Here is a 20,952-nt window from a genome sequence, read left to right as displayed (position 1 = left end):
ACGGCACCGGCATGATTTACTAGCATCTTAATTATATTAAATCTGCCTTTAATGCTCCAACAACCCATATCGATAGCTAGCGCAAAGGGTAGACGATACTATCGCGCGAATGCACAAATTTAAATCTTAGGAGATAACATGCACAATCTTCAAACTTCAGCCTGGGATAGAGCGTCCATGACTCTCATTGAAAATGTCGCCAAGATGCCTATAGGTCAGGAACAAAAGATAAGTAAAATCATTGGAGTGGAGCACTGGACTCCTTTGCAGTTCAAGACCCGCCATCGCTTCGGGAAGCACGTCCGCGCCAATCTTGAACATTACGGACTAGTATTTGTCCGCAAAGCAGGAACCATTGCCGTCTATAAGAAATCGTCGATTTAAGTCGAATGGTAAACCGCTCGCTGGCACTTGGTGATTCTAAGGAAAGACAACGGCGTTCACGTATTGTTTTGTGGACACCATCGCCTTTAAGGTGTGAGACAGGAGTTCGCCGAAAATTCCAGCTTTACGCTATCCTAGTCCCGCTTGTTAAATTAATGGCAACGTCATGCGACCTATGTCTAACGAGACTCGAAATCGATTATTTCCTGGCAGGGCCTAGCAGGATAGAAAACGAGAGCGGCTGAGTCGAACCCGTTACCCCCTTTAATCAACCAATACTAGCGGAGAGAGCGCTGTTACAAAACCGCTGTATCAATGAAATGTGTGGATCGGCCTACTTGACGATACCGGCGGTGTTTTTTCCGGCCACTTACAAATCATTGAAGATTTTTTGGCCCCTTGTGTAAACAAATTATCAAACGCTCTACCGGCTCACCCGGAAGCTCCATTGATAAGAAGCCAATCACCAGTCTACTCCCCGAAACCACACTTGACTTAATTAATATAGCTACGCACCAAGCTCTTACCCTAGTGCCGCACCAGTTGCCCAAGATTCTAGCGCTGATTGCTGAAACCAAACCTAGCCAGGTATCAGATCTAAGCTATTTACGCCTTATCGACCTTGCTGAGCGAAGCTAAATTTTAATCCTTGACTGTGACCCGACTATGAATACTCAGAATAGCTTACGCAATTATTAACCACTTATGGCTGATCATAGACGTCGGTACGCTAGTCGAATTCGATGCAGACGTCAGCCCAGTCGTCTGCAAACAACCGGGAAGCAAATAATCCGTTAAAAAACTGTCCTAGCTACCAACTCCGCAAGCGGCAAATACTGACCTCTCAGATCAATGGAGGGATAGCTAGATGTCAGTAAATTACGAAACCATCCAGAAAATACAGAAACTCGGCGATGACGTTCTCATTGGTGTTGTAGAGGTCGCCGCATTGACCGGGTTCAGCGTACTCACTGTACGCCAGCGCAAGCTACCAGGCCTTGCGCCCGTTCATGGGTTATCGAGGCTCAGGTGGAGGCTTGGGGACCTCAGGACCTGGATGCGTAGCGGAGATACGAGTACTCGCCCTCAACCTCCAAGGAAGGTTGTGCCTCCACAGCCGAAGCGCACGGGCAGACCCACGAAAAAGGCACAAGTAGAGGCGCGTCAATGATCAATGCTTCCATCCAACCTCTATTTTTGCATGCGGGGAAGCAGTGATCATGGGCAGACAGAGAACCATCAGAGACCAGAACTTCTGGCGCTCGCCACGCCTCATGAATTGTACGACCGAAGATAAGGTGGCATTGCTTCACCTATTGACCGCGCCTGACAGCAACATCACTGGTGTCTACCCGCTCGTGCCGCGTATTGCGGGCGCTGAGCTCGGATGGACCGCAGATCAATGGCTACAGGTTATCCATCGGCTGCAGGATGAAGACCTTGTCAGGTATGACCACAACCGCTTCGTTGTCTGGGTGCGCCTTTGGTGGGACCACCATTCTGCAAGCCAAGTAACAGGTCCGAAACTAAGAGACCGCACGGTCAGTGAAATCCGTCGTATACCTGGCGAGTGGCTTGGTGAATTTCTAAATGACTTCAAAGAGCGACTAACCGGCGATCAGCAGCGCCTGGTTGAGGATTTGCTCCACTCAGACCGCCCACGCGTACCTGAAGAGGTACCGATACCACAGCAATGCGGTATCGATACCCTATCTGCCAACGCCCGCCCTAACAACAAACCTCAACCAAAAACACTAACCGAAACGTCGAGCGTGAGCTCCCGTAAGCTGGATATGTCAGGCATCCCTTCCGAACACCAGACGAATGTACACAGGGGACTAGTAAAAGCCATGACCAGCGGTAAGCTCCGCTTTGCGCCCCAGGTGATCGTTAACGCGATGGCTGAAAATTACCGCTCGGTCTCAAGCAAGCCACAAAACGCAATGGCCCTAACGCTGTACCTAGCAGAGCACCTGAACAACGCCCCCTCAGCCAACAGCTCAAGGCCGTAAACTCGGTCAAGCAAGAGCCGCGGGACGACGGTCGCTTTCATTCGTCAGGGACTGATTCGAAACCTAGGATCCGTGCCAATTCGCGATTGGATGAATCGACACGCAGGCGGCTAACCAGTCCCTGCTCTCGCTCCCGCTGCTTGAGTAGATAGGCGTCGTCAAAGCATTGCACGATGTCATGCTCATTCAAGATTTTCGCCGAGACCTGTCGCTTTAGCCGATTGATTATCTTTCGAGCGCTGAGCTGAGCTGCCTCTCGCACATACGCACGCATGAGGAGATCTCGAAAAACCCAGTCCGAAATCCAACCTTTCATAAATGCCCAAAACACCAAACGCTGGAAAGTGTCCCAAGCCATGCGCGATTGCCCGCTGAGGTAGCGCCTCAGCACTCGACCATCAGCATCACCGAAGCCGGACACTTTCAGCTCAGCAAGCTGACGTTCAAGCTTCACCTTGGACATGCCTGACTTCATGCCAACCCCGGCGAACAGATACTCAATCAAATCAACAGGCACGCGGATCACGAAGTTTTTCCTGCCGGTGCCTTGGTGATGCTTGATCTCACGAAAGACAGCCAGCAGGGCTTCAGACGGCTCGATATCCTGGGAACTTAGCTTCATGCAGCTATTGTTCGACTACTCCGCGGCTCTGTCAAAAGCATACTGGCTTTCAAAAACGTGCGTTCCAGGCAGTACAGGCCCCTTCGCTCATTTTAGAGCCGCCACCACCTGCCCGTAGCTGCAAGCAGAGCCCTGGAGCTGCGCAGGATTTTGAGCTCCCCCGAGTAAACCAGTGGTGTGTGCCGCATCTGGTAAAAACTTTACCCTGGTCCGGTTCGGCTTCCTGTGCCCTTCGTAATACCGGCCTCCAAATTCTCTTCAACCATCCAGTCAATATTTCACTACACCCCGTACCTAGATATTTGTACGTTAGCGATTGGCTACAGATCCCCCACCCCTGCTACTTGATCGTTGCCCCAGTGATTTTGAAATGCTTCTTCATAAAATTTATCGAGACACTCATTTTTTACAGAGGCCGCATACCCCCGAGATACCGAACGTGTCGCCGGACAGGTTTCTTTCAACGCTTTGGCTATGCTCCCCCCACCACCTTCTCAAAGATGCTCTTCATGCTTACCAGCGCTCTGCTTTTGCATCCTCCTCACCTGTTCCCACAGTTGTCACGCTAACGCGAGCAGAAACTCGGACAGGGTAGGGTTTGTATTACCGCCATGCATGGCGTACGTACAACCGGCAAAGCGGCAGTCGTTCCACTCCCTTGCTTTGCCCACCGCCCCTGCTCAGGGCAAGCCCCGAGCCCCCAGAGCGCAAAGCGGTTACCAATAAGGCACCCGATAAACTGGCCACCTAAAAATCAGTTGAGATACCAAAAATTGAAAGAATTTCATGCTCCGCCAAGCCTTGGCTACGCATCTCTAAACCCGCTAAAGACGTCAGCAGATCATGCTCAATCCTCTGCTGCTCAAGAAGCCGTATCAGAAGGAAAAATTCATCTTGTTCCTCCATTTCTTGGAGACGCTCTGGTGCGCTAAGCGCCCAGCGATCAAGAATCTGCCAACCTCGGAAATGGTAGGAACTTGAAAGGCGGAGTGAATCGATAGTCGCTTTACTCAGCACGCGTGTTGCAATACCTAAAGTGTTCCGCTCAGTTAGCATCTGCACTCTCCTTCAACAGGCGATTGATCAAGCGGGTATTTTGACCAATTGAAGATGTTCGAAAACCACCTCTTTCCCGCAACTCACAGATATGCGCAGCGGCAAAACCGAGAAAATTCAAAGCGTCCAAATCTTCTAATGCCAGGGCCACATTTGCGGAACGCATTAACTTATTCGCAGCCCGAAGCCGATCAATAGTCTCACTAAAACATCCCACCCCAATCTCTTCAGCCATAACCTCAGCCTGCATCATTAGGTTAGCAATCGTAAATCAGTTAAAAAAGCAGCATGCGCAAGCGTGCCTCGGTATCGACCACCTCCCATGGCTTCAATGCTAAGCTGAATGATGGAATAGATAGATTTGAAGTTAGGAGCTCCAAACGATAATTTCGTTTTCCTACTGGAAGGATACGCCAGGACCTGATCTCATTTAGCTTAAAAAAATGCCCGCCTCCATTCACTGGATAAGCTAACAACTTATTATTCAGAGGATCGATACCAAGATATGCATCATTGATCTTGGCAAACACCTCTACCTGAGGCTTAAATTGCGTGGAACGATATCTATCGGCTATGCGCCTAAGCTTTTTTCCGTAAATCACATTCACCTTCCAAAAAAACCATCCGCCTCCTGCAAAGTACATAAATAAGATCCAAAACAACCAGCGAATGACTGGGTTCTCGCTATTAGAAAATCCTAAGAAAAAGGGTAGATTAAAGCCAGTAAGCACCAGCACAACCAATAGCAGTGCGCCAATAGGCAGACAACCAACGGCCCAAACCACCCGGATTAGCTCCCAAATCAGCCTCATAGCTGCTCCAAAATTCGTTTACGCTACAAATTTATCTGAAAATCAGTTATCTGAAAAGCAGATATAGGTTTAGAGGCTGAATTGCCACTGGGCACAGCCATGAGCAAAGCGATCTACCGACCTGAGCACGCGATTTTTCTGGAAGAACTGAAGCAGATGCGGGTCAAAGCTGGACTGACACAAGCCCAATGCTCAGCGGCATTAGGCAGGCCACAATCTTTTATGAGCGATGTGGAACGAGGGATCAGGCGGCTGGATACGATTCAGCTTCGCGACTTGTGCAAGGTCTTGAACACGGACCTTGTGAGCTTCATCAAGTCCTTTGAGCAGGCCGTTGTCCATGAAAGTCGGAAAGACTAGGGTAATCAAGCATCTACCCTCTCCATGACTCTGTTAGACACAGCAGGATAGGTGCAAACGTCAGCGATAGAGCCTTCTCTCACGGAGATCATCAGCTTATTCGCACTCCTACCGGAGCCTAAGCCTGCACTAGGACGATAAACTTATACCCCCATAGGTGATACGCTAACGTTGCAAGCCCTGATCTAAAAGCCTAATAAGGCGCTATCTCGCGAGTCAGCTCTCTGCGGAGAAATGCACTTGCAGCCCTGCACCCAGGCCGTTTTTAAATAGCGACACAATAGGTTTCGGAGTCAGAACGCTAATCATCCCGTCGCCAATTGTTTGAAGAAGCGGACTGTACCCGTCGAAGCTCCAACGCCACTGACGTCCGCGCCAGAGCAATATCGGCTGACCGTCATGCTCGACCATTGTACCCTCTGGCAATTCTGCCAAGCGCGCCTGCCACGTAAGCTGACCGTTATCGGCACTCAAGCGTGCTGCGTGCAGAACCTTGTCGATACCGGCGGCTGATTGATCCTGACCTGGGAAGGTTCTAGCCCATACTGCTTTGAAGGCCTTGTAACGCTCCTTCCGGCAATCGCCACAGGGACGGTGCCCAGCGGCATAGCTTGTAGGTTCATCCAGAAAGAACAGTTCGGTATAGCTATTTGGCGCCATCAGCTCGCGCTTGATGCCCTGATACTCCAGAGCACAGGCGATCCAGCGCTGTAGCTTCCATGATCTAACGATCTGCTTCTCTGCGTTGTGCAACTGGCCACGATTGCCCATCAGAAGGCCTTTGGCCTTCACGCTGTGCAATTGCCCCGTCGGGCTCATTCGGTTTTGCCAGGGCATAGCTGTACTCCATCGCGGGGGTCAATTGAGAGGTTGCATAGTGCTGGGTTTAGGCGAGGCACGGCAGCCCTGGAACGGCGGACCAGCCATAGGGCCGTTTTTCACTATGGCGCTACACGGGGCGACCGTAAACCGGTTCGTATCAGAGTGGTCCATACGGACAGCAACGCTCGCTCGATGACTAGCGATTCGTGTTTCGTCGACCAGCCCTTTCGGGACGTAAGTCATCCACGTATAGCTAATTTCTGCTCTGAATGACCTTTCGAGAGCCGTTCAAGGAATAAATATGCCCGGTCGCGCAAGAAACTTGAAGCGATGGGTTCTGAAAATCCCTTGGCCAAATGGGCAGAGAAGGTTGCCAGTGTCCCGCCAGCGCTTGCCTTAATTCTTCCCCAGATAGATTCAGAGGTGCTCGAACCGATACAGACGGCCCTCCTGAACGATACTCAAGTCGAGTGTAGCTACTATGCGGCGCACAAGGACCGGACGTACGAGCTGACGCCCAATCCGCTTGCAATAGTGCAGCGAGCTCAGGTGACCTATTTGATCGCCATCGCCGAGGCTTACGATACGGCAATTCGTCCTACATCGGTTCCTTGCTGCGAGGGCTCTCGATAGGCTCTCGAATCGACCATATGATTTCACACTACAGCGCTATATTGGGAGCGGTGCCATTCAGTTCGGCAAAGCAGTGCCGATAACGATTGAAGGCTGGGTTTCGGAGGGGCCGGCGCGACTGGCTCGTGAAACGCCGATTTCCAATGACATGACCCTAACGGCTACTAAGGATGGTGCGCTACTGCGGCCACAGTGCTGGATACATGAGAGCTTCGCTGATGGACTCTGTCGCATGCGGGATCAAGCCGCATCGACGCGGCAACTTTGAGGGAGGCGATAATTTAGCGCTTAAGACAGACGTTAGACATGTAGACACGTGAAAGATAATAAGCAGAACCAATCAAGGATTAAGCATGAGCAATAGAAGCGCGGTATTGATACTAGAAGGCCCGTGGAACCTAGACGACAGTGATCGAAACCGCTCTACTGTGCTGCCATTTTTCGAAGGCATGGCCAAGCAGCTCAGCTATGTGGACATCGTTCATTCGCGCTATTACGATCTGTACAGCTTCCGGGCAGCATTCGATGAGCTGGCCTCCCATCAGTACGATAATGCAATCGTATATGTAGCCGGCCATGGCGACGGCATTCGCGTCTCCGGAGCTAAAGTGGTAGACATCCTTGTGAAATGCAACGTGGGGTCTCGAAAAGCCAACATTACCGGCGTCGTACTTGGCTCATGTTTTTCAGCGGGAAATCAGAAACGGCCCTTGAGCGGGACCATAAACAATATGATCCAAGATTCGAATATCGCATGGATAGCAGCGTACCGGTGCGCTGCCTACTGGTTTAAGAGTACCCAAATTGACCTGGCAATCATTCACGAGATGCTACTGGCAGGCAGCGATGCGTTTGAAAGCAGAGACTTAATATCCGAGCAATTAGCTGAAGCTGTCAGTAGCTTCAGCCCCACGGCTACGGTTGGACATAGTGGCGAAACTTGCAGCGGGGTTTCCCTTCAAGATGGCCTAGTATTTTTCTCCCAACCTCGTGGGAAGGGCCAGCGTTCGCGCGAAGTTACAGCAGACGTGTGGGAACAGTGGGACCAAATGCAGCTTCGCATAGAGCCCTTAGAGGAATAGAAAAGCGACTGCGTCACCGCAGAACGTCACAGCGCCCAGTAATAATGCTTAATCTTCTGCGCCATCAATTTACGACGTTCACCCAGAAACTCTTCGAACCGTTCGGGATGGTAGGCAGTTAACTCTTCTGGCAGGCAGTTGGCGACAAGATTGGCTTTTAGATCGTCTAGGCTCGTAATGGCCCCGTAGCGTGCTTCGCCCGAATCACACTGGGCGAACACGTCTGCCATGTAGGTTGCTGGAGCCGTATTACTGATTTTGATATTTACTTCCTGCTGCAAAAACACGAAGTTTGCCACCTGGTTGTACCTGCTTCTGACCAACCCTCGATGCTTGAGGAAGTTTTTCGGAAAGATGTGGTGAATGTCGCCGTGGTGCGTAAGCATGTCGCGCACGGTGATATCCTTGGACAGGAAGCCCTTGTCGCCCCGGTTGGCCTGCGCGGCCCAGAACACCTTAATGGCAGGGGCGTTCACTGAAGACGTGTTCAATGCCTGCGGCAGACCGAAGTCCCAGAAGGCGTCAGACAGCTCGGCCGCTTCGATCTCCGCCAACACATCGGCAAACGGCCGGTCGTGCACGGCCTTGATGTCTTTATCGAAGCGCGACTCCGGCGAGCCCGAGTAGCGCCCGGTCAGCAGCGACATCACGAACCACCGGCGTACCCAGCTTTCGATATTGGGATTGTTACCTAGGTCTCGTTTGAGCTTGAGATAGAGCACGTAAGCGAAATTCAGCGCGTTTATCGAGCCGATCAGTGATCTGTCCACGTAGCCAGCCGAGCGGATGATCATTAGGAAGCGCTTAAAATGCGTCTCATTGATGAACTCCTTGACCCCTTCGCTCAGAGTCTTAAACGACGCCTTTTCAATTTCCTTTTCATAGCTACGAGTCTCGAAATTACGGCCTGAAAGCAGCCCGACCAGATCCGACAGGCGTCCACGATTAAACTTGGTAGTGAAGGCGACTCGCAGCATGTCCGAGTAGCTGGGGTCGTACAGATCGTCGTTCTCGCCCTTCAGCCAGCGCATGGCTTTGAAGTAATCGGTCTGCACAAAGGCCTTATCGTTGCTTTCGATATGTGCGTGGAACTCTGGCGCGATGGACAGGTGGCAGAAGTAGTCGATGGCCTTGCGTAGGGTGTTGCCGTCGAACTCCTCGTTGGCGGCGATCTTCGACATCACAAAGTCTGCCTGACTGAGCACCACGCCCTTGGAGTTGATGCGGATGAAGATCTCGGTGACCGTCTCGATATCCAGATCCGCCGCCAACTCGATCAGGCCTATTTGCTTTTTGGTGATATCGCACAACCGGTCCAGGCGCTCGTAAAGCAAGTCCTCATCGACGCCGGGGTTTAGCTCCAAGTAGTCACGACCGACCTTATGTGCCTTGAGTTCACCGTTGACGATAGGCGCGATATCGGCAAACCAGGCTTTGTCCTTCTCTATAGCTGGGTTGTTGACTTCGAAGCGTCCTTCGATAGGGTGGAACGCGATTCGGATACGCACCTTCTGGTAGTCCTGATTGACCACATGCTGCCCAGCAATAGCGGCTGTCAGCGCCGTCACCCGTTGCTGGCCATCAATCAGCACCTTCTTGCCCTCGGCCAACGAGCCGTCTTTCAGCTTCACCGTCGGGTTACGCCAGGCAATGATGTAACCCACCGGAAAGCCCTGATACAGGCTGTCCATCAGGTCACGCACTTTGGTGGCATCCCACACGAACGGTCGTTGGATTTCCGGAATGGCGATTTCGCCAGACTTGACCCAGCTCAGCAGGGTTTCGATCAGGTGTTGGTTAACCGAGTATTTCTGTGCCGACATAGCGTATATCCCTATTTGCGCTTGATTCTAAAAACGATTTTCATGGCTACCCGCAACCAGCGAGTCCGAATTGAACATGATCCTATTTTCTGTATGCCTGCAACCCTCACCCTCAGACCGATAGTTCCGGCACCCCCAGAACTCGCCATTTCGCCCCTTTCGCTGAGTCATTTCCGCACCACATTTCGGGCACGTAGGCACCCAACGCTGGCAGTCTGGATTGATACAAACCTTGAAACGCCCATTGCGACGCATTTGGGAGTCGCAATGCGCGCATCCGCGCTCCTTATGAGCGCAGAGTGGGAATTTATTGCAGCCAAAAAACCGGCCAAACTGGCTTTGCCTTGAAACTATGGTGCCGGTTTTACACTTGATGCACTTGAGCGTGTGCAGCAATTGCTGACTGAGTGATGTTGAGAACTCGTCCAGATCGAGCTCGTATTCGTTTTTCAATAACTCGATAACAAAATCCGATGCGACGGCCATATCGGCGATCAGATAGACACGCTGTCTTGCCCGGGTAAGGGCCACATAAAATAGCCGACGCTCCTCAGCGTAAGGAAAATCCTCTTGTGCTGGCAGCAATGCTTCCAGCAGAGGATGTGTGGTTTTCTGTGAGGGGAAACTATGCTTACCAGTCTCCAGACCGAGCATTACCACATAATCCGCTTCTTTCCCTTTGGAGGCATGAATGGTGTGGCACTCCAGCCCTAACGAGGGAAATCGCGATGCGAGTCGCCGCAGTTCGTCTCTGTCTGGCAAGATAAAGCCGTAGCGCCCAAGAAGATAGACACTGCTCCCAGGCTCGGCAATTTCTGCGATGCGAGCAACTACCTTCTCCAGCCGGCTTGGCTCCTGGCTGCGGGGTTTAGGCCGGTTGTCTTCCCTGAGCAGGGATACAGCAGGGCGTTTAACCTTTTGCAGCGTATTAAGCTGCTTCCTGACCTGGATCGGGTTTGCCAGAACGAAACGCGTTGCCACATCACTGATGCTGTTATTAAAGCGGAACGTTAGATCCAGGGCCGTTACTTTGGCCGTACCAAACCGCTCACCAAATGCCGTTGTAAAGCTCAGATCGCTGCCGGTGAAACGGTAAATAGCCTGCCAATCGTCACCCACGCAGAATAACGAGCACTCCGGTACAGAGTCCCGCAGATACATGATCAAGCGGGCACGTGATTCGGAGATATCCTGGAATTCATCCACCAGAATATATCGCCACGGGCTACGGAAAAGCCCTTCGCGGACGTACTTGATAGCCTTGCCAATCATGTCATCGAAATCGATATGCCCAGTGCTATCCAGAAGGGCCTGATAGTCGTCCAGAATGGGCCGCAGAAGCTCCAGCGCAGCGTTCACCTGCTTCGGGTTCTTGGCGCGGTTGATCGCAGCCTCAACCTGCCCCTTTTCGTAACAATTAGCACGATAGCGCTTTAGCAGATCTGCCAGCAGTACGGCAAAGCTGTTAATTGCGCCAAATTCGCGTAGCGTTTCGAGCACCGCTTCCGGGGGCAATGCTTGATACTGAACACCCAGCGCGCCCAACTGCGCATCGATGGCTTCAGACAGCCCGTCTTCCATTAACTGATAATGGTAAAGCTCCACTAGGCGCGTACCTTTATCGGCATGCAACTGGCGCTTCCAAGCCATACTCTGGTGGTACTGCTCGCGGTCTACATAGGGGGCTGTACCGCCCTGCCGGTCGATACCATAATACTCGATGTAGATACTCTGGTCGGGCAGATAGAAATCCGGTTGGTATTGGCGATAAAGGGGGCTGGCTGTCTTGTGCTCGTAAGCAGGTTCATACAGGTAGGCGATGCCCTGCTTGAATAGGTAGTTAGCTACCAGGCACTCACCCAGGCTTTTCACGGCCTCCCCTTTGAGGGTGCGGATATCATTTGCAAGGATGTAGTCGTAGTACTCCCCTTCTGACTCAAACTCAAAGGGGTTCGCGTCCGGGTAAAGGTGGTGCTGGAAGTAATCAATAGCTAGTCGCTGGTAATCCGGGGTCTTGAGATGCTGCTCGAACCACTGGTTCACCTGCCAGGCTAGCTTCTTGTCGTCTTCCGCCAAGGGTGAAAGGGAGGGCTGTTCGCCCTCCACCTTGGCAATAATCGTCTTACCCAGCTTGTGAAAAGTGCTAGTAGTGATACCGCACTTTCCAAGCCGGTTATCGATACGTTCCTGCATCTCCTTTGCAGCTTTGTTGGCGAAAGCCAGCATCAGAATATCCGCTGCCCGGGCCTGACCACTCGCCATCAAAAAACCTGCACGGCCGACCATGGTGCTGGTCTTGCCCGTACCCGCACCGGCCAACACTAGGTTGTTATCCTCATCTACGACACAGGCAACTCGCTGGCGCTCGGTAAGCGGCTGGCTCTCTACCGTGTCGAAGAAAGCGCCGTTGTGCGCTAGTTGCCGATCAACGTATTGCTTGCGCAGCTTTTCCCAGTCTGCTGCTTGCCACTGGGTAACCGCTGCCAGCCACTTGAATGGGGTGACATCTACATCGATACACCACTGAGGTTCAGGCACACGTTGAAAACGCTGCAGTGCTTGCTCTGCAATGATCCTGGCCGCGTTCAGTCGTGATTGGCGGGGATACCCTTTGTTCAGCAGGGCTCGGGTGTTAAAAGCTATCTGCTCTATCTCGGGCGCCAGTTTGCGTAACCAGTGTGCTCGCAACCAGTGAAATAACTTCTTACCGTCAGCCTTTCGCAGGCCAGGGAACACCTTTTCGCCGCAGTCCGTTTGCAGCACCAGTCGGGAGAAAATGACCCCCTCCCGGAAGGTTGCCTCGTTAGCTAGCGACGTCGCCTCGATTAGGTATTTCTCATCGCTCTTAGTCGTGACCTCCAATCCTTTATCACCCAACGTGAAGGTGGCGGATTGCGCCCCAAACAGGCGCAGCAACCAGTGAGGCGCGACATCTATCGATGAGGATTTAGAAGTCATAGCCAGTCTGTGAGCATGTGTCAGGGAGGACACACTGAGCACCTTGTTTATTCAAGCGAGCCCGACCTCTCAAGGCTGATCGATTGGCCATCGTCATCGCGATCGACGATGACGATGACGATCATGGCTTCATCGAGAGGAATGACGGTGGTGGGGCTGATCAAGATCGAAAGATCAATCGGCGCCGATGTCAGTCGTTCCAGGTGTTTATGTGCAGCCTTATAGATCTCTCCAAAATGGACTGGAGAGCTCAGCGAGGTGTAGTAAGGCTTGGTAGGTAAATCAGTCTTTTCGTTGAGCCAGGCTATGCAGGGCTTGCTACGCTCGGCAGGGTATGAGCAGAGCAGCTCTATCCGATCAAAAGTCGCCGCCTGCATTGTTGATAAGATCGGGCCAACGTCTCCTCGCTCAAGAGCTTTGAGATCATTTCCTCCTACCCAGCAAGTCAAAACACGCTGTTTCTTGGACACCGTCCCTGTACCCCCGCCGAGCATTCCTGGCCACGTCTGGACAGGATGGATTGTGCTGCAATTCACATAGGCAATTGTAGACCATCGGGTCCACTTGGGTCGTACAGGCGATACCACTCATCCAAAGACAACCTTTTTCGGCCTCCCTATAGCGCAGCCGTTTATGTTGCTTGTTCACGCTGCGCCAGGACCCTGAGCAGATGGCAGGCCAATAGTTAAACGTAGCTACGCGGTCGCTGCGCCGATGATTGATGAGCGATGACTGATCAGTTGGACGAAAGGGGACGTAGCTTTGTAGCTGAGCTATGCGACAAATTTGCCACACTCAAGCAGCAAACCATGGCGAAATTGAGCTAACACTAGCTAACTTAACTCATTGATCATTAAGCGTAATTTACGCTAACGTGTTGTTTCTAAACGTCGACTTTTAGGACTCCGAAGGCAGGGGTCGTGGGTTCGAATCCCGCCGAGTGCGCCATCTCCCGTTCACCGTCGCGTGAACCTCAGCAAAGCCCGCCATCGCGCGGGCTTTGTTGTTTCTGGAACAGGCCTACGTCCGAACCTGTCCTCCGCCTATCGAAGCGCAGCCCAGCTTTCACTCAACTAGTACTAAGCTAGTTGACGTTCAAAGGTTGAGCGGCGGCTAGTCAAATACATCCCTCCGTTGTGTCTGGCATCATTCCTCTGCAATACCGCTACTTCCGCATTGCCAGTAGAAACTCAAGGGATGGAACATGGCAGAGAGCAGTAACTTCGCCTTTTTCAAAGAACACGACCCGGTCTTCTTCCAACTCGCCAATGCGGCTGAGCGCGTATTCGCCAGCGATCCCAATACGACGCTGATCAAACTGCGCCAGTTAGGCGAAGCCCTGGCTCAGGATCTTGCAGCGAGAGCAGGTATAGAGTTCGACAACACCCTCTCTCAATCCGACCTGCTGTATCGCCTGAGCCGTGACATCCAGCTCGATGGCAACATCCGCAATCTCTTCCACACGCTACGCGTGGAAGGCAACAAGGCTACTCACGGATTCCGCACCCAGCATCGCGACGCGCTGGATGGGCTGAGGGTCGCTCGCGCCTTGGCGATCTGGTATCACCAGTCATTCGGTGCAGGCGGCAGTTCCTTCAAACCAGGGCCTTTCATCACGCCGGCTGATCCAAGTGAACCGCTGCGTGATTTGCAGGCGCAGATCGAGAGGCTTCGCGCCGAACTGGGTAACAGTCGTCAACAGTTGGAGGACCAGGACCGGTTAGCCGGCCTCTTGGAGCAGGAAAAGGAAAAGCAAGCCAGCCTCGCCGAAAAAATGAATGAGGATGCGCTTGTTTACGAGCAGCTCGCTCAAGAGCGTGAGGAAGAACTGGCCAAGGCGCGCGCCGATTTCGAGGCGCGACTCAAGACGCTGCAGCAACAACTGGAAGATCAGCCGCAAGCGGTCCAGCAGGTCACCCGGAAAACTCAGCAGGCAACCAGCCAATTCGACCTCAACGAAGACCTCACCCGAATTCTTATCGATCAACAACTGAACGATGCAGGCTGGGAAGCCGATTCGCTCGATCTCACCTACGGCAAAGGGGCCCGCCCCGAAAAGGGCAAGAACAAGGCGATTGCCGAATGGCCTACCTGCAAGCCGAACGAAGACGCCGATTACGTACTGTTCACCGGCCTTACCCCAGTTGCCATCGTCGAGGCCAAGCGCAAGCGCGTTAATATCGCCAACCGCATCCCCCAGGCCGAGCGCTATTCGCGCCAACTGATCATTACCGATGATCTGCAATCAGCTGGCCAAGGTCCTGGCTGGGCGGATGGTCAGGGCGGCCACTTCAGAGTCCCGTTTGCCTTCGCCTGCAATGGCCGCCCCTACATCAAACAGCTCGCTGAATTATCCGGCATCTGGTTCCGCGATCTACGCAGCCCAGCCAACCTGCGCCGGTCGCTACAGGACTTCCACACGCCAGGCGGTCTGCTCGACCTGCTCAAACGCAGCCGTGACGAGGCGGAAGCCAAGCTGCAGCAAGAAGGCTTTGCCTATCTGAAGCTGCGCAATTACCAGGAAAACGCGATCAAGGCCGTTGAAGAGGCCCTCGCTGACGGACGTCGCCAATGTCTGCTGGCCATGGCCACCGGGACCGGCAAGACCCGTACGATCATTGGCTTGATGTATCGCCTGCTGAAAGCGGAGCGCTTCCGTCGCATTCTCTTTCTGGTCGACCGCAGCGCCCTGGGCCAACAAGCCATCGAGGCCTTCAACGAAGCGACCCTGGAACAGAACCACACCCTGGCGCAGATCTATGACGTCAAGGAACTGGGCGACATGGCCGCCGAAGCCGAAACACGCGTTCAGGTCGCCACCGTACAGGCGATGGTCAGGCGCATCTTCCAGTCAGACGCTCCGCCGCCCATCGATGCCTACGACTGCATCATCGTCGACGAAGCCCACCGCGGTTACACCCTCGATCAAGAGATGACCGAAGGCGAGTTGGCAATACGCGATGTCAGCCAGTACCTGTCGCAGTACCGCCGCGTGCTCGACTATCTCGACGCTTGCCGTATCGGCCTCACGGCGACACCTGCCAAGCACACCAGCGAAGTTTTCGGGCCGCCGATTTTCACCTACAGCTATCGCGAAGCCGTGGCCGACGACTGGCTGATCGATCACGAACCGCCGATCCGCTACCAGACCCAACTCAGCCAGAACGGCATCCACTTCGCCAAGGGCGAGAGCGTCAGCGTCATCGATACGAGTACCGGCGAGGTGGATGTCGCCGAACTCGAGGATGAACTCGACTTCGAGATCGAGTCCTTCAACCGCCGGGTAATCACACCCGGCTTCGACCAGGTCATCTGCGAGCAACTGGCCCAGGAGCTCGACCCGTCCGGCGATGAGAAGGCGATGATCTTCTGCGTCAATCAGGCCCATGCCGAGCGGGTCAAAAATCTGCTCGACGAGGCGCTCAAAGACGTCCACGGCGAGGAATACAACCAAGCCGCCGTGCAGATCATCACCGGGCAGAGCGACAAGGTCGAACAGCTCATCCGCCAATACAAGAACGAGCGCTACCCGAGCATCGCCATCACGGTCGACCTCCTGACCACAGGTATCGACGTACCGCGCATCTGCCATCTGGTGTTCATGCGTCGGGTGCGTTCGCGCATCCTCTACGAGCAGATGAAGGGCCGCGCCACGCGCCGCTGCGATGAAATCGGCAAGACGGTATTCAAGATCTACGATCCGGTCGACCTGTACGCCGCCCTAGAACCCGTCGACACCATGAAGCCGCTGGTGAAAGACCCGAACATCACCTTGGACCAACTGGTTAGCGAGCTGACCAACCCGGCCAGCCTCGACGCCCCTGGCAGTCAGCCAGACACCAGCCATGCTCACGACGTGCTGGACCAGCTCAGCCAGAAGGTCATGCGCATCCTACGCAAGGCCAGCCACAAGGCCGAGACCAAGCCAGTCCTCAAAAACAAGCTTGCTGAACTGGAAAACGCCTGGGGCGTTGCCCCGGACAAACTGCATCAGCATTTGCATGAGATGGGGCCGCAACAGGCCGCACAGTTCGTCCGTAAGCACGTTCAGTTGCTCGATCAGCTTGCCACGGTCCAGACGCTGCTCGGATCAGATCACTATCCGGTCATCTCTACGCACTCGGATACGCTCATGGTTCGTGAGCAGAACTATGGCGCCTATCAGAAGCCCGCTGACTACCTGGAAAGCTTCAACGACTTCATCAAGAACCAGCTGAATCAATCAGTGGCCCTCGGTGTGGTAGTCAGCCGCCCGCAAGACCTGACCCGTGAACAGTTGCGCGAAGTGCGGCTGCTGCTCGACGCGAACAACTACAGCGAGGCGAATCTGCAGAGCGCCTGGCGCAACCAGACCAATCAGGAGATCGCGGCCAGTATCGTCGGCTTCATCCGTCGCGCCGCCCTCGGGGAGGCGCTACTGCCCTTCGAGCAGCGCGTGGCCAAAGCCATGGAAGCGATCTACGCCCTGCAGCCCTGGACACCCGTGCAACGCAAATGGCTGGACCGTCTCGCCAAGCAGCTGGTGCACGAGGTCGTCATCGATGAAAAGCAGATTGGCCAGGCCTTCAGGAACGACGGCGGCAGCACTCGGCTGGACAAGCTGCTCGGTGGCAACCTCAGCGCGGTACTGGACGCCCTGAACGATAACCTGTGGGTACAGACGGGATGAGACAGGTCCCGTACGGTGGATTGGCCAGAGTGCTCCGCCATGACGGACAATGCGCCTTCCTCCTGCCACAGGCCTTGTCGGCTGAGCTATCCAGAGACGCGTCATGACCCTTGCAGAACTCAAGCAGATCCTTGCCCGGGGTGAGGACAGCCGTCACCAGTTCAAGCGTGACTTCAACCATGTCGATGCCCTGGCTGCCGAATTGGTGGCGTTCGCCAATATGGCTGGTGGCTATTTATGTCGTGGCCTGGGTACCGGCATCCCGCGGGCGATTGATGCCTGGCCAGAGATTGAGTTGCATGACGACCGGCAGAGCAACCAGTTCCGGGTGGTGATCAAGCGGCCTGTGGAAAGAGGGACTCTTTCGGGCTTAAGTGGGGACGAAGCCGGGACCAAGTCGGGACCAGGTAGGGCCCCAGTAGGGACCGAGTCGCTGGCAGACTGCTCCGCTGCAGACGCGCGACCACCTGTGCAACCTGAGCAAGTCACGCTGCTGCAGAGGATGTTCGGCGATCACGCTACGCCCGAATTGACGGGCTTCGTCGGGCGCAGCAACCGCAGCAAATTCCATGAGCAGGTACTGGCCCCGCTGCTGGCACGGGGCTGGTCGAAATGACCCTGCCAGACAACCCCAACAGCGGCAAACAACGCTATCGCCTAACCACTGCCGGCCGCGCGCTGAAAAGCGAGCTAAGCGGCCGAGGCGACTGAATTCAGATAAACACGACGAGGCGCCAGCAAACGCCGGTGTCTTGCCTACTTTTCAAAATAGGTATCCCATGACCCAATCCGATATCGTCCAGAAGCTCTGGAATCTCTGCGACGTCCTGCGTGACGACGGCATCAACTACAGCGACTACGTCACCGAGCTGGTGCTGCTGCTCTTCATCAAGATGGAATACGAGCAGGTACAGAACGACGAAAACTTCGGCCACAAGCTGCCTGAAGGTGCGCGCTGGCCCGACCTGGCGGGCAAATCAGGCCTCAACCTGCTCGACCACTACCGGCAGTTGCTGCTGGACCTGGGCAAAAACTCGGATCCGCTGATCGCCGCCATCTATGCCGATGCCCAGACCCGCCTCAAGGAGCCGCGCCATCTCGAGCAGTTGATCAAGAGCCTCGACGGCATCGACTGGTTCAGCGCCCGCGAAGACGGCCTTGGCGATCTCTATGAAGGCCTGCTGGAAAAGAACGCCAGCGAGACCAAATCCGGCGCCGGCCAGTACTTCACCCCGCGCCCGCTGATCGACAGCATCATCCGTTGCCTCAAGCCGCAACCGGGCGAGACCATCCAAGACCCCGCCGCCGGCACCGCGGGCTTTCTCATCGCCGCCGATGCCTATATCAAGCAGCACACCGACGACCTCTACGACCTCGACGACAGGGCGCGCCGTTTCCAGCGCACTCAGGCCTATGTCGGCGTCGAACTGGTACCCGGCACCCGCCGCCTGGCCCTCATGAACACCCTGCTGCATGGCATGGAAGGCGATGCGGAAGGTGTGGTGCACCTGGGCAATGCCCTCGGTCAGGTCGGTGCCAGCCTGCCCAAGGTGGATGTGATCCTCTCCAACCCGCCCTTCGGCACCGCCAAGGGCGGCGGCGGCCCAACCCGTGATGACCTCACCTATCGCACCAGCAACAAGCAACTGGCCTTTCTCCAGCATATCTACCGCGGTCTCAAGCCGGGCGGCCGTGCCGCCGTGGTACTGCCGGATAACGTACTGTTCGAGGCCGGCGTCGGCACCGAGGTGCGCCGTGACCTGATGGACAAGTGCAACCTGCACACCATCCTGCGCCTGCCCACCGGCATCTTCTACGCCCAAGGCGTGAAGACCAATGTGCTGTTCTTCCAGAAGGGCACTGCCGACAACCCACGTCAGGAAGAGCGCTGCACCCAACGCGTCTGGATCTACGACCTGCGCAGCAATATGCCCAGCTTCGGCAAGCGCACCCCCTTCAGCCCTACGCACCTCAAGCCATTCGAGGATGCTTATGGCGAGGACCCGAACGGCAACAGCCCTCGCGCCGAGAATGTCGAGGGCATCGGCGAGGCCAGCCGCTTCCGCTGCTTCACCCGCGACCAGATCCGCGAGCGCGGTGATTCGCTGGATATCAGTTGGCTCAAGGATGAAAGCAGCCTGGATGCCGCCGACCTTCCCGCGCCGGAGGTGCTGGCTGGCGAAGCCATGGCTGAGCTAACCGAGGCGCTACATGAGCTGGAAGAGCTGATGACGGCGCTGGGTGCAGGGGACGAAGTGGTAGCACAGAAGCAGTTGATGGCGGAGGTGATGGGTTTAGAAGTAATGGAGACTGATAAATGAATACTGCGCGACCTGCCCATTGGGAGCTGATTGCGCTTGGCGACTATATAGATGTTGCGCGAGGAGCGTCGCCACGGCCCAAAGGCGATCCGAGGTACTTTCTTGGCAATATCCCATGGATATCAATCCGAGACATAAATGCTGAAAAAGGGAAATTTCTTACCAAGACAGCCGAAGGTGTAACATCCGCCGGAGCTCAAAAAAGCAGGCTAGTCGAACTAGGCGGACTCATACTATCAAATAGTGCAAGCGTATGCATTCCAAAAATATTGAAAATACAAGGATGCATTCACGACGGATTTGTCACCTTCCCTAGTATCAAAAATAATTTTGATACTACGTATCTATATTACTATTTTGACTGGCTTCGCCCGTCTGTAATAGATAAGCACAAACAAGGTGTTACTCAGGTAAATCTCAATACAGAAATTATCAAATCTTTTGAGGTTCCAGTTCCACCGCTCGCCGAACAAACCCGTATCGCCGCTAAGCTCGACGAACTACTGGCCCAGGTCGATACCCTGAAAGCCCGCATTGATGGAGTCCCCGCGCTGCTCAAGCGCTTTCGCCAGTCCGTCCTCTCCGCTGCCGTTTCTGGGCGGTTAACAGAAGAATGGCGGACAGAGTCTGAGTCCTATATTCATCCATATGCTAGCGAGTGGAAGTGGCATCCCCTTCCACAAAGTTGGCAGGTCAAATTTTACGCAGAGGTTACAGAAAGCAGGTTAGGAAAAATGCTGGACAAAGCCAAGAACTCCGGCATACCAACAAAATACCTTGGCAACATCAATGTACGCTGGTTTGACTTTGAGCTAAGCAGCTTACAGAAAATCCCGATATCTACTACCGAACGAGAAGAACTCGCAATTAGATACGGAGACATTCTCATATGCGAAGGCGGAGAGCCTGGCCGATGTGCAATATGGGACAGCCGCTTAAAAGAAACAATTGTTTTCCAAAAAGCCATTCATCGAGCAAGGGTTTCAAGTCTTCTGCTACCTAAGTGGCTAGCATTTAACTTGAAGCATGACGCTGACGGCTTAATTTTGGAACAGCTATTTACCGGCACAACAATTAAACATCTGACGGGCAAAGCGCTTAGGAACTACCCTCTTCGCGTACCTCCACTGGAAGAACAAACCGAAATCGTCCGCCGTGTCGAACAACTCTTCGCCTTTGCCGACCAACTCGAAGCCCGGATCAAAGCCGCCCAGGCGCGCATCGACCGCCTGACCCAGAGCATCCTCGCCAAAGCCTTCCGCGGCGAACTGGTACCCCAGGACCCGAACGACGAACCGGCCAGCGTGCTGCTGGAACGTATCAAGGCCCAACGCGCCGCCGCACCCAAGGCCAAGCGTGGTCGAGGAGCGGCTAAGCTGAGCTAAGCCCTATCCAAAG

Annotated in this window: 18 protein-coding genes; 10 read left to right on the top strand and 8 right to left on the bottom strand. The window is 54.3% G+C overall.

The window, feature by feature from the left end:
- Window positions 1-138: 138 nt before the first annotated feature.
- Both BMZ43_RS17965 and BMZ43_RS17955 read left to right on the top strand, forming a co-directional pair.
- On the top strand, window positions 139-384 hold the full coding sequence (locus BMZ43_RS17965; protein ID WP_143075277.1) for a hypothetical protein: 246 nt from the start codon (window positions 139-141) through the stop codon (window positions 382-384).
- A 1,274-nt stretch (window positions 385-1,658) separates the two neighbouring features.
- Window positions 1,659-2,396 carry a hypothetical protein gene (locus BMZ43_RS17955; protein ID WP_256563013.1) on the top strand — a complete coding sequence of 246 codons (738 nt, stop codon included), beginning with the start codon at window positions 1,659-1,661 and terminating at the stop codon, window positions 2,394-2,396.
- 37 nt (window positions 2,397-2,433) lie between these two features.
- Here the strand turns inward: BMZ43_RS17955 and BMZ43_RS17950 are convergent, their stop codons facing one another.
- The 4 genes from BMZ43_RS17950 to BMZ43_RS17935 form a co-directional block, all read right to left on the bottom strand.
- On the bottom strand, window positions 2,434-3,018 hold the full coding sequence (locus BMZ43_RS17950) for a hypothetical protein (RefSeq protein WP_093255436.1): 585 nt from the start codon (window positions 3,016-3,018) through the stop codon (window positions 2,434-2,436).
- Window positions 3,019-3,765: 747 nt separating this feature from the next.
- Window positions 3,766-4,074: a hypothetical protein gene (locus tag BMZ43_RS17945; protein WP_093255434.1), complete on the bottom strand. Its 309-nt coding sequence runs from the start codon at window positions 4,072-4,074 to the stop codon at window positions 3,766-3,768.
- Window positions 4,064-4,309, bottom strand: a complete 246-nt coding sequence (locus BMZ43_RS17940; RefSeq protein ID WP_093255687.1) for a hypothetical protein — start codon at window positions 4,307-4,309, stop codon at window positions 4,064-4,066. Before BMZ43_RS17940 ends, BMZ43_RS17945 begins: the two co-directional genes overlap by 11 nt.
- 40 nt (window positions 4,310-4,349) lie before the next feature.
- Window positions 4,350-4,886, bottom strand: coding sequence for a hypothetical protein (locus tag BMZ43_RS17935; RefSeq protein WP_093255432.1), 537 nt, complete (start codon window positions 4,884-4,886; stop codon window positions 4,350-4,352).
- A 99-nt stretch (window positions 4,887-4,985) separates the two neighbouring features.
- Here BMZ43_RS17935 and BMZ43_RS17930 point away from each other — a divergent pair, with 99 nt between their 5' ends.
- Window positions 4,986-5,246 carry a helix-turn-helix domain-containing protein gene (locus tag BMZ43_RS17930; protein ID WP_093255430.1) on the top strand — a complete coding sequence of 87 codons (261 nt, stop codon included), beginning with the start codon at window positions 4,986-4,988 and terminating at the stop codon, window positions 5,244-5,246.
- A 216-nt stretch (window positions 5,247-5,462) separates the two neighbouring features.
- Here the strand turns inward: BMZ43_RS17930 and BMZ43_RS17925 are convergent, their stop codons facing one another.
- Window positions 5,463-6,083, bottom strand: a complete 621-nt coding sequence (locus BMZ43_RS17925; protein WP_093255427.1) for a hypothetical protein — start codon at window positions 6,081-6,083, stop codon at window positions 5,463-5,465.
- A gap of 315 nt (window positions 6,084-6,398) precedes the next feature.
- On the opposite strand from BMZ43_RS17925, the gene BMZ43_RS27465 reads away from it, so the two are divergent.
- Window positions 6,399-6,701, top strand: coding sequence for a WYL domain-containing protein (locus BMZ43_RS27465; protein ID WP_093255425.1), 303 nt, complete (start codon window positions 6,399-6,401; stop codon window positions 6,699-6,701).
- Window positions 6,702-7,054: 353 nt separating this feature from the next.
- Entirely contained in the window at window positions 7,055-7,783 is a 729-nt protein-coding gene (locus tag BMZ43_RS17915; protein ID WP_093255421.1) for a hypothetical protein, read from the top strand.
- A 26-nt stretch (window positions 7,784-7,809) separates the two neighbouring features.
- Here the strand turns inward: BMZ43_RS17915 and BMZ43_RS17910 are convergent, their stop codons facing one another.
- The 3 genes from BMZ43_RS17910 to BMZ43_RS17900 are packed head-to-tail and all read right to left on the bottom strand — an operon-like array spanning window position 7,810 to window position 13,034.
- Window positions 7,810-9,606, bottom strand: coding sequence for a GmrSD restriction endonuclease domain-containing protein (locus tag BMZ43_RS17910; protein WP_093255418.1), 1,797 nt, complete (start codon window positions 9,604-9,606; stop codon window positions 7,810-7,812).
- A gap of 27 nt (window positions 9,607-9,633) precedes the next feature.
- Window positions 9,634-12,564: a UvrD-helicase domain-containing protein gene (locus BMZ43_RS17905; protein WP_093255412.1), complete on the bottom strand. Its 2,931-nt coding sequence runs from the start codon at window positions 12,562-12,564 to the stop codon at window positions 9,634-9,636.
- Between the two features lie 47 nt (window positions 12,565-12,611).
- The gene (locus tag BMZ43_RS17900) at window positions 12,612-13,034 is read right to left on the bottom strand and encodes a hypothetical protein (RefSeq protein ID WP_143075276.1); all 423 of its coding nucleotides are present in this window, start codon (window positions 13,032-13,034) and stop codon (window positions 12,612-12,614) included.
- Window positions 13,035-13,768: 734 nt separating this feature from the next.
- On the opposite strand from BMZ43_RS17900, the gene hsdR reads away from it, so the two are divergent.
- The 5 genes from hsdR to BMZ43_RS17880 all read left to right on the top strand — a co-directional run bounded on the left by hsdR (window position 13,769) and on the right by BMZ43_RS17880 (window position 20,939).
- A complete protein-coding gene (gene hsdR, locus BMZ43_RS17895) occupies window positions 13,769-17,233 on the top strand; it encodes a type I restriction-modification system endonuclease (protein ID WP_093255400.1) in 3,465 nt (1,154 codons plus the stop codon).
- A gap of 103 nt (window positions 17,234-17,336) precedes the next feature.
- The gene (locus tag BMZ43_RS26940) at window positions 17,337-17,849 is read left to right on the top strand and encodes an AlbA family DNA-binding domain-containing protein (protein WP_256563011.1); all 513 of its coding nucleotides are present in this window, start codon (window positions 17,337-17,339) and stop codon (window positions 17,847-17,849) included.
- Entirely contained in the window at window positions 17,846-17,944 is a 99-nt protein-coding gene (locus tag BMZ43_RS27460) for a hypothetical protein (protein ID WP_371913887.1), read from the top strand. Before BMZ43_RS26940 ends, BMZ43_RS27460 begins: the two co-directional genes overlap by 4 nt.
- A gap of 68 nt (window positions 17,945-18,012) precedes the next feature.
- Window positions 18,013-19,554, top strand: coding sequence for a class I SAM-dependent DNA methyltransferase (locus BMZ43_RS17885; protein WP_093255395.1), 1,542 nt, complete (start codon window positions 18,013-18,015; stop codon window positions 19,552-19,554).
- Complete coding sequence (locus tag BMZ43_RS17880) at window positions 19,551-20,939, top strand: restriction endonuclease subunit S (RefSeq protein ID WP_093255389.1); 1,389 nt, start codon at window positions 19,551-19,553, stop codon at window positions 20,937-20,939. The genes BMZ43_RS17885 and BMZ43_RS17880 overlap by 4 nt, the downstream gene beginning before the upstream one ends.
- The last annotated feature ends 13 nt before the right edge of the window (window positions 20,940-20,952 follow it).

Source organism: Pseudomonas sp. Snoq117.2 (assembly GCF_900110545.1).
Lineage (GTDB): Bacteria > Pseudomonadota > Gammaproteobacteria > Pseudomonadales > Pseudomonadaceae > Chryseomonas > Chryseomonas benzopyrenica.
This window is presented reverse-complemented; position numbering and strand designations above follow the sequence as displayed.

Excerpts from the sequence above, each read along its gene's own strand:
- BMZ43_RS17965 (WP_143075277.1), top strand. The coding sequence starts at position 139 with ATGCACAATCTTCAAACTTCAGCCTGGGATAGAGCGTCCATGACTCTC.
- BMZ43_RS17955 (WP_256563013.1), top strand. The coding sequence starts at position 1,659 with ATGAATTGTACGACCGAAGATAAGGTGGCATTGCTTCACCTATTGACC.
- BMZ43_RS17950 (WP_093255436.1), bottom strand. The coding sequence starts at position 3,018 with ATGAAGCTAAGTTCCCAGGATATCGAGCCGTCTGAAGCCCTGCTGGCT.
- BMZ43_RS17945 (WP_093255434.1), bottom strand. The coding sequence starts at position 4,074 with ATGCTAACTGAGCGGAACACTTTAGGTATTGCAACACGCGTGCTGAGT.
- BMZ43_RS17940 (WP_093255687.1), bottom strand. The coding sequence starts at position 4,309 with ATGGCTGAAGAGATTGGGGTGGGATGTTTTAGTGAGACTATTGATCGG.
- BMZ43_RS17935 (WP_093255432.1), bottom strand. The coding sequence starts at position 4,886 with ATGAGGCTGATTTGGGAGCTAATCCGGGTGGTTTGGGCCGTTGGTTGT.
- BMZ43_RS17930 (WP_093255430.1), top strand. The coding sequence starts at position 4,986 with ATGAGCAAAGCGATCTACCGACCTGAGCACGCGATTTTTCTGGAAGAA.
- BMZ43_RS17925 (WP_093255427.1), bottom strand. The coding sequence starts at position 6,083 with ATGCCCTGGCAAAACCGAATGAGCCCGACGGGGCAATTGCACAGCGTG.
- BMZ43_RS27465 (WP_093255425.1), top strand. The coding sequence starts at position 6,399 with ATGGGTTCTGAAAATCCCTTGGCCAAATGGGCAGAGAAGGTTGCCAGT.
- BMZ43_RS17915 (WP_093255421.1), top strand. The coding sequence starts at position 7,055 with ATGAGCAATAGAAGCGCGGTATTGATACTAGAAGGCCCGTGGAACCTA.
- BMZ43_RS17910 (WP_093255418.1), bottom strand. The coding sequence starts at position 9,606 with ATGTCGGCACAGAAATACTCGGTTAACCAACACCTGATCGAAACCCTG.
- BMZ43_RS17905 (WP_093255412.1), bottom strand. The coding sequence starts at position 12,564 with ATGACTTCTAAATCCTCATCGATAGATGTCGCGCCTCACTGGTTGCTG.
- hsdR (WP_093255400.1), top strand. The coding sequence starts at position 13,769 with ATGGCAGAGAGCAGTAACTTCGCCTTTTTCAAAGAACACGACCCGGTC.
- BMZ43_RS26940 (WP_256563011.1), top strand. The coding sequence starts at position 17,337 with ATGACCCTTGCAGAACTCAAGCAGATCCTTGCCCGGGGTGAGGACAGC.
- BMZ43_RS27460 (WP_371913887.1), top strand. The coding sequence starts at position 17,846 with ATGACCCTGCCAGACAACCCCAACAGCGGCAAACAACGCTATCGCCTA.
- BMZ43_RS17885 (WP_093255395.1), top strand. The coding sequence starts at position 18,013 with ATGACCCAATCCGATATCGTCCAGAAGCTCTGGAATCTCTGCGACGTC.
- BMZ43_RS17880 (WP_093255389.1), top strand. The coding sequence starts at position 19,551 with ATGAATACTGCGCGACCTGCCCATTGGGAGCTGATTGCGCTTGGCGAC.